The sequence below is a fragment of the Pullulanibacillus sp. KACC 23026 genome (genome assembly GCF_029094525.1).
Classification (GTDB): Bacteria; Bacillota; Bacilli; order Bacillales; family Sporolactobacillaceae; genus KACC-23026.
This window is the reverse complement of the sequence record NZ_CP119107.1, coordinates 129,968-145,165: the sequence shown is the minus strand read 5'-3', so window position 1 is coordinate 145,165 and position 15,198 is coordinate 129,968. Positions and strand designations below refer to the sequence as shown.

Genomic DNA, 15,198 nt, shown 5'->3' with positions numbered 1-15,198 from the left:
ACCTATCCTTTCTTTTTTAAATAAACTTGTATGGCATCTCTTAAAAGGGTAGATGTTTCCTCAACCTTTGTTGGGTTCGCAGCTGCCCAGCCGCCTGTCTCTGACGAAGCATTGTACTTGATCTTATCTTTGTCTCTTAATGGCGGATAAAATTCAATATGGAATCGGTAATAGTCCTTCGGGTCCTCCAGGTTTGACGGCCTTTGATGCATGACCATCATATACGGGAACAAACGATTATAGAGGCAGTCCATACCTCCAACTAAGCTTTGGAGCATGTTCCCCAATTCTTCCTTCTCATCGTTTGTAAACTCTGTAATGGCCGTTTTATTAGTCTTACAAACAAGGTGAACACCAAAAGGATAATCAGTAAAAAAGGGAATGTAGGCAATAAAGGTTTTCCCTTCTAAAATGACCCGCTCTCCAAACGCTTTTTCTTCTTCAATCATGACATCAAACAGATTATGACCTGTTTCTTCATAATAATCCTGACAAGAAGAAAGCTCTGTCTTAACCTTTAAAGGAATAAACGGATATGCATAGACCTGACCATGGGGGTGAGGCATTGTCACACCTACCTCTTCTCCACGATTCTCAAAAATCATGACATATTGATGCTTAGGATCCTTTTCTAACTCGGAGAAGGTGTCACACCACAACTGAATAAGCTTTTGCATATTTTCTTTTGGTAAATCAGGAATAGTTGCATGATGGTCCGGTGAATACAGGACGACTTCACAGCGCCCATAAGCCTCTCTTGTTTGATAAAGCTTTCCACCCACATTATCTGGAACGGGAGGATTCTCAGACAGCACTGGAAAATCGTTGTGATAAAGATGGACATCATAATGATCAGGCACTTTTCCAGACCCTGGGCAAAAAGGACAAAAATCCTTAGGCATATTTGGTCTGTTTTGCCGTTTGGCCGACACCATCGTCCAATCTCTAAGCAGCGGGTTATATCTTAATTCAGCCAAGCTCATAACCTCCTCATTTAATTATCGTTAATCGTCATGTAGGCATTAACCAACTAGTTAATCACTTTATTAATTAATTTTACTTAGTTTCATTATAGGTTGGGATCGCTGCTGAATCAACCCTTTTATAGAACTTTTCATACTATTTATGATGTTCGTCCGCCTTATTTAAGGTATAATACTCCTATTAAGTAAAGTTAATTTATTAACTAAGATTCAATCGGAACCGTACAAGGAGAATCCTAATGAGTAAACTTGTTGGCAGCTTTCAATTAATGAAATCTTTAAATCGATCTCTTATCTTAAATACCATTAGACAGCGCAGTCCCATTTCCAGGGCTGATCTGGCAAAAATAACCCAATTAACCCCTCCAACCGTTAGCAGCCTCGTGAAAGAATTATTGGATATGGAACTCGTTATGGAAAGCGAGCAGGGCGAGTCAAAAGGAGGGCGTAAACCAACCCTACTGGTGATTAATGCTTCCAGTTATCAAGTGGTGGGATTAGATGTCGGCCCAAGCTCCATTAAACTTGTTCTGACCGATTTAAATGGGGAAATCATCGATTCCGCTGAAGATGACGTCCCAAAAGGAGTCACCCGTACAGACCTGCTTGAGCTTATGGCAAGAAACATAGAGAACTTTATACGAAAAAATCCAATCCATATCGATAAATTACTCGGTATAGGGGTTGGCATGCACGGCATTGTGGATGTAGACAAGGGCATCTCCCTACTCGCTCCTAATCTGCATCTGAAGGATATCCCGATTAAAGATTATCTTGAAGATAAATTTAATGTGCTTGTAAAAGTTGAAAATGACGTTAGAGCCATGGCTTTAGGGGAATTTTGGTTCGGAGCAGGGCGCGGTTCACAATCTCTAGTGTGTATCAATGTCGGCCGGGGAATTGGAGCAGGCATTATTCATGACGGGAAGCTTTTTCATGGCCGTCACTCCATAGCTGGGGAAATTGGGCATATGATTATTGATTTGAACGGGCCTCTTTGTCAATGTGGCAATGAAGGATGCCTCCAAGCGATTGCTTCTGGCCCTGCACTAGTTGACCTAGCCATACATGCAATGAATGACGGACAGGAAACTCTTTTGAAAAACGCAAAGCATGGCGGTCCATTATCAGGAGAGTCGATCTATGAAGCCGCGAAACTTGGGGACACACTTGCAAGACGGTTACTAGCTGAGGCTGGAAAAGCACTCGGGGTCGGGATAACGAATTTAATACACGTACTTAACCCCGATCGGATCATTATTGGCGGCGGTGTCGCTAAAGCGGAAGGCTTTGTGTTTGAAAGCCTTAGAGGCACCATTCATAAGCTTGTCTTAACCGAGAAGGCCAAGCATACCGTTGTTCTCCCTTCAGAGCTCGGCCAACATGCCACGGCCATTGGGGCCGCCACCTTGCTGCTTGCTGAACTGTTTGCGACGCCTACAACTGATTGAGCCTGAGAGGGGATGAGGCTAAGATCAGGTTTCCGTCCTAACTAAAACTTTACTGCTGCTTTTCACTTTTTTATTAATAAGCGATTAAAAAAATCAGATACTAATTAGATAGGGACTCATCTTTAGAGAGCTACTGCTCTGATCGATATCGTCCATGACCGCCACTGTTGATAAAAAACCAATCATAAGCAGTTTGTTTTATTTTTAGGATCCTTTTAGCTTACAATAAGTAAGTAAGCCTCCGAATCATTTATTCCATTATTCAATTTTTTCATCTCTTGTTTAGGAAAGGACGTTAATCCACATGATGGAAACCTATAAAATCGATCCGAGCAAAGGCCTGGAATTTGGCATCTACACGCTCGGTGACCACTTGCCTGACCCCCTTTCAGGTGGACGAATTTCAGCCCATGAACGGGTTCAACATATCATAGAATATGCTAAACTTGCTGATGAAGCAGGTCTTGATTTCTTTAGCGTAGGTGAAAGCCACCAAGATTATTTTGTCACGCAAGCTCATGCCGTCGTTCTTGCTGCGATCGCTCAAGCTACCAAAAATATAAAAATTGCCAGCTCCTCAACCATCATTAGTACATCGGATCCGGTTCGAGTTTACGAAAACTTTGCGACCTTAGATTTGATTTCTAATGGAAGAGCGGAACTTATTGCTGGACGCGCCTCTAGGGTCGGTCTCTTTGACTTGTTAGGCTATAACTTGCGCGACTATGAAGCCTTGTTTGAAGAAAAGTTTGACCTCCTGCTTAAAATCAATGAAAATGAAGTAATCGATTGGGAAGGGGAGTACCGGGCACCATTAAGAAATGCGAAAGTGTTGCCACGACCGCTGAATGGTTTCCTCCCTATTTGGCGTGCTGTCGGCGGTTCTCCCGCGAGCGCCATTAAAGCTGGATATGCCGGTGTTCCGATGTTCATGGCTCATTTAGGCGGTCCTGCTGTTATTTTTAAACGGACCATTGATGCCTATCGTGAGGCCGCTCGAATGGGTGGACATAACCCAGATGAACTTCCAATCGCAACGGCTGGTTTCTTCTATGCGGCAGAAACTTCCCAACAAGCACTTAAAGATACGTATCCTCATATTAATGAGGGAATGAAAAAGACAAACGGTCAAGGCTTTCCAAAACAGCACTATGCCCAAGGGATTGATCCCCATAACATTATGAATATTGGAAGCCCACAGGAGATTATTGAAAAAATTCTTTATCAGCACGAAATGTATGGCCACCAGCGCTACGCAGCCCAAATTGATTTTGGCGGTGTTCCATTTGATCGTCTGAGAAAGAATATAGAGCTTATTGCCACAGAGATTTTACCTGCTATTAAGAAATATACAGCCAAAAAATAGGGGGTGGCTAGTTTGAAAATGGTTGTATTATCCGGTTCAAACGTTGGTTCCAAAACAAGAACGGCTATGAATTTAGCCATTGAAATTCTCAATTCCAAGTATTCTGAAGCCGAAGTCACCTTAATCGATCTTGCCGATTATGATCTTCAATTCAGCGATGGAAGGAATTATCTTGACTATGAAGGTGACACAGCCTTTGTCACCCAAAGCATTATGCAGGCGGATGCCCTTATCATTGGAACACCCATTTTCCAAGCATCAATCCCTGCCACTTTGAAAAACGTGTTTGATCTCCTTCCGCAAAATGCCTTTCGTGATAAAGTAACAAGCCTTGTGGTAACAGCCGGTTCTGCCAAGCATTACTTAATCCCGGAATACCAGCTAAAACCAATCTTAGCCTATATGAAAGCCCACATTGTTCAGACCTATGTCTTTATTGAGGAAAAGGATTTTTACAATAAAGAGATCATTAATGATGATGTCAGATATCGACTCGAACGATTAATAGACGACACTATCCTTTTGACAGAAGCTACAGCTAAAATACGTGAAGCTAAGGAAGCCGAATACGATTTTTAATCCTAACGCCTTATCCATGACCTAGTCTTATGGTAAGGCGTTCTTATTTTACTTCAACAAAAAAAAGAAGAACAGCTAGCCATTAGGCGCTGTTCTTCTTTTTGTATTAACCGTTTACTAACTTGGCTCTTAATTTATTGGAAATAAATTCAATGATTAAGATCAAAATGACTAGTCCATATAAAATGGAGCCCACTTGATTCCATTTGTAACCACTCATCGCAAACATAAGGGGTGCCCCGATACCACCTGCTCCTACCAGACCAAGGATCGACGCTTCACGCATATTCATGTCAAAACGATAAATAGTGACGGAAAGAAAGATCGAAAACAGTTGAGGAAGAATCCCATAGCGAATTTTCTCAAACGTTGTACATCCGATTGATGTCATAGATTCCAGTACACGTGTATCTAACTCTTCAATGGCATCCACATATAATTTGGCGAGCATACCAATGGACGTGATCCCGACAGTCAAAACCCCTGCAAAAGGTCCTGGGCCTGTTACACGAATAAACATCAGTCCATATACAATGGCAGGAATTGTCCGAACAAGAATTAAAAATAATCGAACAATCCATGAAACTGGCTTAGGCACGATATTAGAGGCGGCTAAGAAAGCGAAAGGGATGGATAAAATCGCACCAACTAATGTCCCTAGAAAGGCAATGGCAACCGTTTGAACAAGCAGATAAAGCACACTTTGAGTAGAAACGTTTAATAAAAGAGATAAATCAGGATGCAAAATACCAGTGATAATACTGCCAGCGACCTTCATCCCCTTTTGATCGATACTATTAACAGAGGTTAAAGACCATCCAAACAGGACGAGGACGATCACTGTCACTGTTAAGATATACAGTCGATTGTTCGGTGCAGACTTAAGCTGTTTTTCTAATGTCGTCATAGGACGTACGACTCCTTTAAATTAACTTTTTCCGGAAATGCTCACTGATGGTTTCAATAATATATACCGTTACAACCAAGACCAAAATGACCATTCCAACGCTTGAATAGTCGCGCCAGCCAATGCGTTCGTTGATAATTAATCCGAGACCACCCGCACCTACATACCCGAGAATAGCGGCATAACGGACATTTCCTTCAAAGCAGAATAAGGACTGAGAAAGATAGCTTGGAAGGACTTGTGGAATGACGGCATAGCGAAAGGCCTGAATTCGAGTCATTCCAATGGACTCCATTGCTTCAAACGAGCCCATATCGACATTTTCAATCGCTTCATACAACAATTTTCCTACATAGGATAAAGTGAAGAGCAAGATCGCTACGGTCCCAGCCATTGGCCCAAGCCCAAAGATAAACGTCGCAATCAAGGCGGAGACCAGTGTTGGCAATGTTCGAAGCAAGCTGAGAATGATTTTAAATACAGCGACCACAATTTTACTCTTAATAATATTTGAAGAAGAGAGAATAGCAAAGGGAAGTGCAAGCACTGCACCAATCAAGGAACCAAGAAGGGACATTTTTAAAGTGTCAAAAAGAGGGTTCCAAATTTTATCAATGTACGACCAATGCGGAGGGATCATTTGCCCAATAATCGTAAAAAATCCTCCAATATGGGTCACTAAAACTTTAAAATTAAAATCTGTAAAGCGAATTGAAAAATAGGTTACAATGATGATAATTAATAAAATAAAAGGGACACGTGAACGCTTTTCTAAAACAACCTTACCGTTTGGAAGAACAACTTTCTTAGGATGAAATAATTTATCATACATAAGCAGAATTCTCCTCTAAAGAAGCTTCTTCTAGATTGCCCCCGTAGATGTCACTGAGAATTTCCTTCGTCACTTTCGATGCTTCCCCATCAAAAACCACTTCACCTTTTCGAATACCTATGATGCGATCACAATACTCTAAAGCGATTTCAACATGGTGGATATTCATGATTACGGAAATATTCATCTCTTTATTAATCCGTTTAAAATCGTCCATGACAATTTTGGCTGTCACTGGGTCCAGCGAGGCAATGGGTTCATCGGCCAAGATAATATCAGGATTTTGAGCAAGTGTTCGAGCAAGCGCAACACGCTGCTGCTGACCTCCAGACAATTGGTCAACGCGAACATAGGCTTTATCGAGAATGCCTACTTTATCTAAAGCTTCCAATGCTTTAATTTTCTGCTCCTTTGTGTAAAATCCAGTTAATTTACGCCAGAAGGAATTATCGGGTACAAAAGATACGAGAACATTTTTGATAACGGTTGAACGAGTAACAAGATTAAAAGATTGGAAAATCATTCCGATACGTCTTCGGAAGCGACGAACTTGCTTCCCTTTAAGCTTAGTCACATTAACCTTATCTACATTCAATGTCCCGCTAGTGATATCATGCATCCGGTTAATACAACGAATCAGAGTTGATTTACCAGCACCAGACAAGCCAATAACAGCTACAAATTCACCCTGATCAATCTTCAAATTAATATTGCTAAGGGCTTTTGTGCCATTCGGGTAGGTTTTCTCAACATCAATAAACTCAATCATGGTAATACCCCATTCTATAAATTTACTTGCAAATTTCTAAAAACTGAGAAAGCACGTACTATTTTATCATAGCATAGATTGAAAAAAGAGAACATCCCATTTTAGATGCTCTCTTTTTGGTTTTTAAATAAGGTGAACTTGTTAATTATCGGACTTATTTGTTTAAGCTTTGAAGAAGTTCTTGAGCTTTTCTTTCACCATCATAGTCAGAGGATTTAGCTACTTTGTAACCTTCGTGGCTATAGACAGCTATAACTTTTTTACCAGCATCTGTTTTGGCAATCGAGATGAACGCATCTTGAAGTGCCTTTTTGAATGCAGGTGTCATTTTAGGATCATTTTTGCTGACGCTGATTGTATCATTGTAGATCGGTTGGGTGACACCAATGACATTCGTTTCATCCCAGATTGATTTAGAGCGCTTGTAGTCGGTTGTCCAGGATTTTTCAAAATCCCTTCTTGCATCTGCATAGACCACGATAACGTCGGCTTGACCAGAAGCAAGGCGAGCAAATGAACTGCCGTAAGAATCAGATTGAGTCACGTGGGCGAGATCTGTAATACCTTTTTTATACTTATCTTGTAACCAAAGGGTTGGATAGATGTAACCAGCAGATGAAGATGAAGACATAACAGCCCAGTTTGCACTGTTAAGGTCATTCCAAGTTAATTGTTGACCGCTGTTTACTTTTTTAGCTAATTCTTGACCCTTTTTAGATGGACCAGCGATGAAAAGAGCGCGGTAGTAACTAGCTTGTTTGTCAGTCCCAGTAGTTGGTTTGTTATCATTCCAATCTTTTGGATTGTCAGAATCATTATTCAAACCAGCGCGAGTAGCCGTTAAGATAACATCGGCACCTTTGTCATAAAGGACATAAGTACCGCCAGGAATAAAACCAATATCTGTTGTGCCAGCGTCTAATGCTTCACCAACAGCTTCGTATGTAGTACCGACATCAATATCTACCTTGTTAACTGTGTAGCCTTCTTTTTTCAATTGATCTTTAAGAAGCTTCTTAAGTGGATCTGTTGCTGTAATGATTTGATCTGGATCTTTAGATGGCACGAAGCTTACTTTAAGATCATCAATCGTCTTGCTGCTTGAAGAACCATTTGACTTTTTGTCTGGGCCGGACTTAGAACTTGAGCCGCAGCCAGAAATTATTCCGATAATCAAAACAAGTGATAAAAGCAACATCAGTTTGTTTTTCATACCATTTCCCCCCCAATGTTTTTGATGGTTTTATTGTGTAATATTGTACACATTGTCGAATCATGACTATTATACTATAAGTTATCCCGATTTGTTTTAAGTATTTTGTAAATAAATTATTAATTTTTATTAAATCGATTTCAGTATTTAATTTAAAATTTTTTAAAGGTACTGTCTCAATTCCTCCTTCATCCATTTTTTCTTAATACTGGGTTGAATACAGTTCCAATTTGGGCTTTCCTGGTCACCACACCAAATAAATGGACCCGGAAGATAAAGCCTCATCAGAAATTAGTATTTCGATTCACGAACAGATTATTCCATTTTGTTAATAAATCTAGTCAGAACGGTTTTCAGACGAGCATTGAGGTTACGCCAAGTGTCCTTCAAGGGACTTCAGCTTTCAAGGCCCTATCCTTTTGGGCAGCCAATTAACCGCATGAATTTCCTTACAATAGCCAACAATTTCCGGCTCCTTACTTAATGTGATTCCAACGCTCTCCCCTAAACTGTTCTCATGGATCGTAACGTTGGCTTTTTGAAGCGGCCATTGCCGATGGCGGATCCGTCCTCCAATGACTTGTCCTTTATTTTCGAGAAAAAAAAGAAAGCGTTGAGTCAGCCAGTATTCCAAGGATCCGGGTTCCGCAAGATAAGTGTCACCCATCCCTTGGTAAGTCGCTTTGAAGACTCCTTTTTTGGCACGAGAGTCGATCCGTTCACTTTTAAACTCGACAACCGAATTTTTTATCCCATAGGACATCTTTGCATAGAGATAAGGCATATTATAGATTTTGGCCATGGCCACTGCCGCCTTGCTTTCAGCATCCATGGTAAAAAAATAGACACCAGGTTCCCCTTCATAAGTTATATAAGTGCGTAAATTCAATTCCGGAAATGAAGGAGTAAACGGTAGTGTTGGCAAATACTTCAGCCGGATTCCTGTCATTAAAAAGGGAACAATGCTGACCCAAGCCTGATTCTTGTAAAGATCCAGAGAAAAACAGTCTGGCACTAACGGCCGAATTTCCTCATAAGTAACGGGGTAATGCGCAAACAATAGATTCTTCCAAGTTTGTGCGGCAATCCACGTGTTATCTTCTTTTTTAGTCACATGTTCCCCCTCCTTACTAGAACGGCATCCAAGCCCGTTATTTAGCGTATATAAAAATAAAAAACTCTCTCTTATGCCCCATTTGATCCGACTTGTTGTTTCTCATTTCCTTAATAGTTAGTTTGTTTAAAACGACACACCCTTATTCGATCGATTTCGGGTACCGTCTTCTTTTCCTGCTCCCTTTTGTCGACCAAGCGAACAAAAACACGCCCCCTAAACGCTTAGAGGACGTGCAAAAAAAATTCACTTAAGCTAATTTAAATGTCTCTTTTGTGTACTTAACAACATCATCCGCTGTATCCATGTTAAGAAGGGTCTCAACATGCTTGTCAGCCTCTTCCTTAGAAAGGCTAAGAAGCTGGGTTCTTGCAGGTAAAATGGAGGAGGCACTCATGCTTAACTCATCCAAACCTATCGCTAGTAGAACTGGCACGGCAAGAGGATCTCCTGCCATCTCTCCACACATTCCAACCCATTTCCCTTCTTTATGGGCAGCATCCGTTACGAGCTTAATGAGACGCAAGATCGAAGGATTAAACGGCTGGTAAAGATAGGAAACCTGTTCATTCATACGATCAGCAGCCATCGTGTATTGGATTAAATCATTTGTTCCGATACTGAAGAAATCCACTTCCTTAGCAAAAAGGTCAGCACTCACAGCTGTTGATGGAATTTCCACCATCATCCCGATCTCTATCGTGTCAGAGACAGGTGTGTCCGCTTCTTGAAGCTTCCTTTTTTCCTCTAATAAAATTTCCTTAGCTTCTCGGAATTCAGTAAGTGTTGCAATCATCGGGAACATGACTTTAAGATTCCCATATACACTTGCCCGAAGCAATGCTCTGAGCTGCGTCCTGAAAATGTCTTGTTGATCAAGGCAAAGTCTTATAGCCCGGTAGCCTAAGAATGGATTCATCTCTTTCGGCAGGTTTAGATAAGGCAGCTCTTTATCCCCGCCAATATCAAGGGTACGAATGACGACTGGCTTTCCTTCCATTCCCTCAAGTACCTCTTTGTAGGCAGCAAACTGTTCATCCTCAGTAGGAAGTTTATCTCGATCCATGTAAAGGAATTCAGTTCGATAAAGTCCGATAGCTTCAGCACCGTTTTCTCTTACACCTTGCAAATCTTTTGGTGTCCCAATGTTCGCGGCCAGTTCGACATGATGCTGATCACTGGTGACCGTTTTCTGGTCTTTTAACTTGGCCCACTCTTTTTTGTTAGCGTCGAAAGCTTCCTTCTTCTGTTTGTAAGCTTGGATCTGTTCATCGGTCGGATTCCCAATGACCAAACCTTCAATGCCATCAATAATAACAAGCGTTCCGTTTTCTATTTCTGCAGTGACCTTTTTTGTGCCGACCACTGCTGGTATCTCCATCGAACGGGACATAATAGCTGAGTGAGACGTTCTGCCGCCAATATTAGTGGCAAAGCCCTTGACATACTGTCGATTTAATTGAGCCGTATCTGAAGGGGTCAAATCTTCAGCTAGGACGATGACCTCCTCTTGGATCGATGCCGGTGAATGTAAGGTCACACCCATCAAATGGGCAATGACACGCTCTGAAACATCGCGAATATCAGCTGCTCTTTCTTTCATATAGTCGTTATCCATTTGTTCGAATATCGAGATGAACATAGCGGCTACTTCTTTTAATGCAAATTCAGCATTCACTTTTTCAGAATCAATTTTAGTCTTAACATTCGATAACAGCTCCGGGTCTTCTAGCACTAATAGATGTGCTGAAAAAATAGCCGCATTTTCAGCACCCATTTCCCGCTCTGCACGGTCTCTTATGTCTTGAAGCTCAGCCTTTGCCTTTGTGACGGCTTGCTCAAAGCGGTCATATTCTTTTTCAGGGTCACTTATGGTCTTTTTCTCAACTTCTTTGCTCGCATTTTGCAAAAGAAATGCCTTTGCAATCGCGATACCCGATGAAGCGGCAATCCCTTTAATTTTGGTAGACATTACTTACCCAACCCCTCTTTTTGAACCAACTCATAGACCTTCTTTACGGCTTCTTCCTCATCTTCCCCATCTGCTTTTATTGACACAACGGTCCCTTGGGTGATTCCCAAAGACATAACACCCATTATTGACTTCAAATTAACACTTTTTCCGCCACTTTCAAGCTGCATGTCCGATTTATATTTTCCCGCTTCAGCAACTAATAAAGTTGTTGGCCGGGCATGTAAACCAGCGGCACTAGTGACCTCAAATGTTTTTTCAATCATAGTTAACTCCTTCTTGATTGATCTGTTCTTTTAGAAAAGCTCAACCACTAATTTTAAAAGACTGGAGTCCTTTGGCAATTTTGTATAGGTGGCAAGCGCTTCTTCAGGACCCTTTTCCTTTAGCACATTTTGCAGTTCTACTGCTTCAGGGTCATCTGGTGTATCGAAATGAAGAACAGCAGCCATCACCTTAGCTAAGTTTTCAGGTTGCTCACCAAATAATTCAATATATTGTGTAGCCGGACGCACTAACCGATCCTGTGGTCCTAACTTCCGAATAGGAGAGCGCCCCACTCTTGTCACTTCATCCGTAATATATGGATTGACAAAACGGCTCATGATTTTGTCGATATAGGCTTGATGTGTGGCTTCGTCAAACCCATATCTCTTAATTAAAACGCGCCCGGTTTCTTGAAGCGTTTTCTTCACCGCTTCTTTGATCGCATCATTGCTCATGGCTTGATCAATGGTCTTGATTCCAGCTTGGTAGCCAAGATAAGCAGCTGACGCATGGCCTGTATTAACGGTAAACAGTTTTCTTTCAATATATGGCTCTAAGTCACTGACAAAGTGAATGCCTTCAACCTTTGGACGTTCTCCAACCAGCTTTGTCTCTTCGACAACCCACTCATAGAAAGGCTCTACTTTTACTGTCAATGGATCCTCATTTTTTTGATTGGGTACAATTCGGTCAACCGCTGCATTTGGAAATCCATAATGCTTATCAAACTGTCCTTTCTGATTGTCGTCGATCTTCTCGTACACTTTTTCTTTTAAGAGGGAACTTCCGCCAATCATATTTTCACACGCAATAATGTTAAGCGGCTTGCCGCCTTTTGCCAAGCGCTCTTGAAGCCCCTTGGCAACTAAGCCGGATATCGCCGGTAAAATATGAGGACCTACTGCCGCTGTGACAAGGTCAGCTTCAACGATTGCTTGAACAACATCATCAGGATTAGTTTGACTGTTAATGGCTGAGACATCTTCAACTAAGACCGTTTCCTGGGATTCATCAGCGAGAATGACTTGATAGCTCTTCTTCTCATTCAGTAGGTCGACAACTGCTCCGTTAACATCAACAAACGTTGTATGGTAGCCGGACTGATAGAGCAACTTGCCGATAAAACCTCTTCCTATGTTACCTGCACCAAAATGAACGGCTTTCATTTAGTCAGCAACTCCTTCAAAAAGAGAAACAATGTCTTCTTTTGTTTTGGCTTCAATTAATTTCTGAACGTTTTCTTCCTCTGAACAGACAATCGCGATTTTAGATAAAATGTCTAAATGCTCATTATTTTTCCCAGCAATCCCGAATACCAATTTCACGATGTTTCCTCCGCCAAAGTCAACGCCTTCTGGAATTTGAACAATCGAAATCCCTGAATGTTTGACAGCTTGTTTCGCATCTTCTGTACCATGTGGAATGGCAACAAAGTTCCCCATATAAGTTGATGTTAATTCTTCTCGTTCGTACATTTTGTCGACATAACTTGGGTCAACATAACCATGTTCAACCAATAGATCCCCTGCTAATTTAATAGCGCTTTTCTTATCACTCGCGCTCGCGTTTAATTGAATATTGTCTAATGCTAATACGTCAAATGCCATCCTTAATCCCTCAATTCTTTAAGTTTCCAATTAAATAAATCATTCAGCTTACTGCTTAGGTACTGCGCAATTTGGGCCTCATCCTTTAGCTCAAACAGGGTGATGCTCTCTCTGTTTTCTATAAGAAGAGCACTTATATAACTTAATATTTCCAACTCCCGATGAGATATTTGATTAGGAGCCATTAATATTAACACCCTTGAAATAGGCATCCTTTCTTGTGACATAGACATCACGTCAAAAGGTGTCTTTAAATTCACAATCAAAAAGACAGGCCTTAATACATCTTCACTTCTTGTGTGAAACAAGGCAAGCTTAGACTGTGGAATTCCTAAACCGCCAAGTTGTTCTCTTTCAAAAAGAGCCTGAACTACTGCCTCTCCCCTTTGAATGGTCCCTTCTTCCTCAAGACTCGTGCACACCTCTTGAAGCGTCTCATGGAGCGTGCGCTTTGAAGAGTCAAGCACCTTAAATCCTTGAAGAATATCAAAGATGGTAGAGGATATCCTTTTAATTTCATCAAACATTTGAATCGATCGTTTAAAGTTATTAACTTTAAACAAAGGCTCAGCGGACGGTCTTGGCTCTTTTCGAAGCAATACCTCAACCTTCTTTTCACGAATAGCGGTCCTTATTTTTGTAATCTCTTCCTGATTGAGGATTGGACTAACCAAAATATAAGGACGAGAAAAATTAAGAAGCCTTATCGTCGAAATAACCAGATCGTAATCCTCTGTGCCCAACTGGTCGACCTCAAATAAAGAGGCGTTTCTAAGTTGCTGGATTTCAGGGAATTCGCGCTTCAATCGAGAAGCTAGCATCTTAGACGTTCCAATTCCCGTCGAACAAATCACCAAAGCTTTAAGTCCCTCATCAGGACGAGACAAAAGAGCCGACCCAAAATGTAAGACAAGAAAACCAATCTCTTCATCCGGAACGACCATATTTGTAAAAATGGCTTGAACGCCCTGCTTGATGACATCAAACAAATCTTTATAATCTTTTTTAATTTGTTCTAACAAGGGATTGTGTATCCCCATGTTTTGCTCCATTCGGTAAATGGCCGGTTCTAAGTGTGTAACAAGGCCTGAAAAAAGTGAGAAATTACTCGATAAATCGACCTGATATTGTTCTTCGACGAACTTTATTAACAGGGTTGCCTTTTCTGATGCTTCTAGATTTTGGGTATCCATCACATATTCTCTATCGTGCCTTAACTTTGCCCCTTGGAGATGCATGGTGATATAGCCAATCTCCGCTTCCGGAATCTCTAACCCAAAAACCTCTGAAAGCTTCCCAACCATCCTTTTAGCAATGGGAAACTCGAGTGAAAGCTGCAAGGATTGAAGATAATGCGGATCCATCTTAATTTGTTCACCACGTTCAATCCGTTCTAACGCAAGTGCAAGATGAACCACTAACCCTATGTAAGCACTGTCGGCTATAAAATAACCCCGCTCTTTATTTACTTCCTCAACAATTTTCTCCACTATAACAAGCTTCTGCTTCTCAACAAGGCCAAGAAGCTTCTCTGAGATCGTGTCCGTCTGGGAATGGGATTGCTTTTGTATAGACTCTCTTACCAAAGAAAGAAAATCAATCTCGTCCATGTTTTCCGTAATAATGGCGCCCATTGCTCTTCTTTTAGAGTTTTCTGAGCCTATAATTTCAACTCCATAACCCCTTTTTTTCTGTAACGAAAGCCCAAACTTGTTAAGACGATCCTCTATTTTATCAAGATCATGACTGACTGTAACCATCGTCACCTTTAGATCATTAGCCAAGGCTACGAGTTTAACCGGACCGTCAGCTTCTAAAAGCGTGCACAGGATGATGGTTTGTCTTTCTTCAGGTGTATACTCTACCGGTGAGTGGTTAAATAACATGAGCTGGAGCTGCTCTAACTTCTCCGGACTGCCTTCAAGCTGTATGCCGACCCCTGCTTTTTTTAGCAATTTTATTTGAATTCTCTCAAGAAGATCTTCCACACCTTTTAAGTCTCTATGTACAGTCCGTTCACTCACACCCAGTTCATCAGAAAGCTGTTTTACAGTAATTTCCTCATGGTGAGAAAGGAGTGTTTCTATTATGACTCTTTCTCTCGCCGACACGTACATGAAATCACCTCACCAACCGAC

General features: G+C 41.2%; 14 protein-coding genes. 3 read left to right on the top strand and 11 right to left on the bottom strand.

What is annotated here, in order from left to right; translation table 11 throughout:
• Positions 1–2: 2 nt before the first annotated feature.
• A complete protein-coding gene (gene galT / locus PU629_RS00680) occupies positions 3–977 on the bottom strand; it encodes a galactose-1-phosphate uridylyltransferase (RefSeq protein ID WP_275282337.1) in 975 nt (324 codons plus the stop codon).
• Between the two features lie 245 nt (positions 978–1,222).
• Here galT and PU629_RS00675 point away from each other — a divergent pair, with 245 nt between their 5' ends.
• The 3 genes from PU629_RS00675 to PU629_RS00665 all read left to right on the top strand — a co-directional run bounded on the left by PU629_RS00675 (position 1,223) and on the right by PU629_RS00665 (position 4,379).
• Complete coding sequence (locus PU629_RS00675) at positions 1,223–2,434, top strand: ROK family transcriptional regulator (protein ID WP_275282336.1); 1,212 nt, start codon at positions 1,223–1,225, stop codon at positions 2,432–2,434.
• 307 nt (positions 2,435–2,741) lie between these two features.
• Complete coding sequence (locus PU629_RS00670; protein ID WP_275284526.1) at positions 2,742–3,800, top strand: LLM class flavin-dependent oxidoreductase; 1,059 nt, start codon at positions 2,742–2,744, stop codon at positions 3,798–3,800.
• A 12-nt stretch (positions 3,801–3,812) separates the two neighbouring features.
• A complete protein-coding gene (locus PU629_RS00665; RefSeq protein WP_275282335.1) occupies positions 3,813–4,379 on the top strand; it encodes an NADPH-dependent FMN reductase in 567 nt (188 codons plus the stop codon).
• Between the two features lie 106 nt (positions 4,380–4,485).
• Here the strand turns inward: PU629_RS00665 and phnE (PU629_RS00660) are convergent, their stop codons facing one another.
• From phnE (PU629_RS00660) to PU629_RS00615, 10 genes are all read right to left on the bottom strand, one after another.
• Entirely contained in the window at positions 4,486–5,286 is an 801-nt protein-coding gene (gene phnE / locus PU629_RS00660) for a phosphonate ABC transporter, permease protein PhnE (RefSeq protein WP_275282334.1), read from the bottom strand.
• A 16-nt stretch (positions 5,287–5,302) separates the two neighbouring features.
• Positions 5,303–6,118, bottom strand: a complete 816-nt coding sequence (phnE, locus tag PU629_RS00655; RefSeq protein ID WP_275282333.1) for a phosphonate ABC transporter, permease protein PhnE — start codon at positions 6,116–6,118, stop codon at positions 5,303–5,305.
• Positions 6,111–6,887 (bottom strand): phosphonate ABC transporter ATP-binding protein, encoded by a 777-nt coding sequence (gene phnC / locus PU629_RS00650; RefSeq protein WP_275282332.1) that lies wholly within the window; start codon positions 6,885–6,887, stop codon positions 6,111–6,113. Before phnC ends, phnE (PU629_RS00655) begins: the two co-directional genes overlap by 8 nt.
• A 154-nt stretch (positions 6,888–7,041) precedes the next feature.
• Positions 7,042–8,100 (bottom strand): phosphate/phosphite/phosphonate ABC transporter substrate-binding protein, encoded by a 1,059-nt coding sequence (locus PU629_RS00645; RefSeq protein ID WP_275282331.1) that lies wholly within the window; start codon positions 8,098–8,100, stop codon positions 7,042–7,044.
• A 403-nt stretch (positions 8,101–8,503) separates the two neighbouring features.
• Positions 8,504–9,214, bottom strand: a complete 711-nt coding sequence (locus tag PU629_RS00640; RefSeq protein ID WP_275282330.1) for a YqjF family protein — start codon at positions 9,212–9,214, stop codon at positions 8,504–8,506.
• Positions 9,215–9,464: 250 nt separating this feature from the next.
• Entirely contained in the window at positions 9,465–11,186 is a 1,722-nt protein-coding gene (gene ptsP / locus PU629_RS00635) for a phosphoenolpyruvate--protein phosphotransferase (RefSeq protein ID WP_275282329.1), read from the bottom strand.
• Positions 11,186–11,452 (bottom strand): phosphocarrier protein HPr, encoded by a 267-nt coding sequence (locus tag PU629_RS00630; protein ID WP_275282328.1) that lies wholly within the window; start codon positions 11,450–11,452, stop codon positions 11,186–11,188. Before PU629_RS00630 ends, ptsP begins: the two co-directional genes overlap by 1 nt.
• Positions 11,453–11,482: 30 nt before the next feature.
• Positions 11,483–12,619, bottom strand: coding sequence for a mannitol-1-phosphate 5-dehydrogenase (locus PU629_RS00625; RefSeq protein ID WP_275282327.1), 1,137 nt, complete (start codon positions 12,617–12,619; stop codon positions 11,483–11,485).
• Positions 12,620–13,060, bottom strand: coding sequence for a PTS mannitol transporter subunit IIA (locus PU629_RS00620; protein ID WP_275282326.1), 441 nt, complete (start codon positions 13,058–13,060; stop codon positions 12,620–12,622).
• Between the two features lie 2 nt (positions 13,061–13,062).
• A complete protein-coding gene (locus tag PU629_RS00615) occupies positions 13,063–15,177 on the bottom strand; it encodes a BglG family transcription antiterminator (protein WP_275282325.1) in 2,115 nt (704 codons plus the stop codon).
• Between the last annotated feature and the right edge of the window lie 21 nt (positions 15,178–15,198).

Excerpts from the sequence above, each read along its gene's own strand:
- PU629_RS00630 (WP_275282328.1), bottom strand. The coding sequence starts at position 11,452 with ATGATTGAAAAAACATTTGAGGTCACTAGTGCCGCTGGTTTACATGCC.
- phnE (WP_275282334.1), bottom strand. The coding sequence starts at position 5,286 with ATGACGACATTAGAAAAACAGCTTAAGTCTGCACCGAACAATCGACTG.
- PU629_RS00670 (WP_275284526.1), top strand. The coding sequence starts at position 2,742 with ATGGAAACCTATAAAATCGATCCGAGCAAAGGCCTGGAATTTGGCATC.
- PU629_RS00645 (WP_275282331.1), bottom strand. The coding sequence starts at position 8,100 with ATGAAAAACAAACTGATGTTGCTTTTATCACTTGTTTTGATTATCGGA.
- PU629_RS00675 (WP_275282336.1), top strand. The coding sequence starts at position 1,223 with ATGAGTAAACTTGTTGGCAGCTTTCAATTAATGAAATCTTTAAATCGA.
- PU629_RS00625 (WP_275282327.1), bottom strand. The coding sequence starts at position 12,619 with ATGAAAGCCGTTCATTTTGGTGCAGGTAACATAGGAAGAGGTTTTATC.
- PU629_RS00615 (WP_275282325.1), bottom strand. The coding sequence starts at position 15,177 with ATGTACGTGTCGGCGAGAGAAAGAGTCATAATAGAAACACTCCTTTCT.
- phnE (WP_275282333.1), bottom strand. The coding sequence starts at position 6,118 with ATGTATGATAAATTATTTCATCCTAAGAAAGTTGTTCTTCCAAACGGT.
- ptsP (WP_275282329.1), bottom strand. The coding sequence starts at position 11,186 with ATGTCTACCAAAATTAAAGGGATTGCCGCTTCATCGGGTATCGCGATT.
- phnC (WP_275282332.1), bottom strand. The coding sequence starts at position 6,887 with ATGATTGAGTTTATTGATGTTGAGAAAACCTACCCGAATGGCACAAAA.
- PU629_RS00620 (WP_275282326.1), bottom strand. The coding sequence starts at position 13,060 with ATGGCATTTGACGTATTAGCATTAGACAATATTCAATTAAACGCGAGC.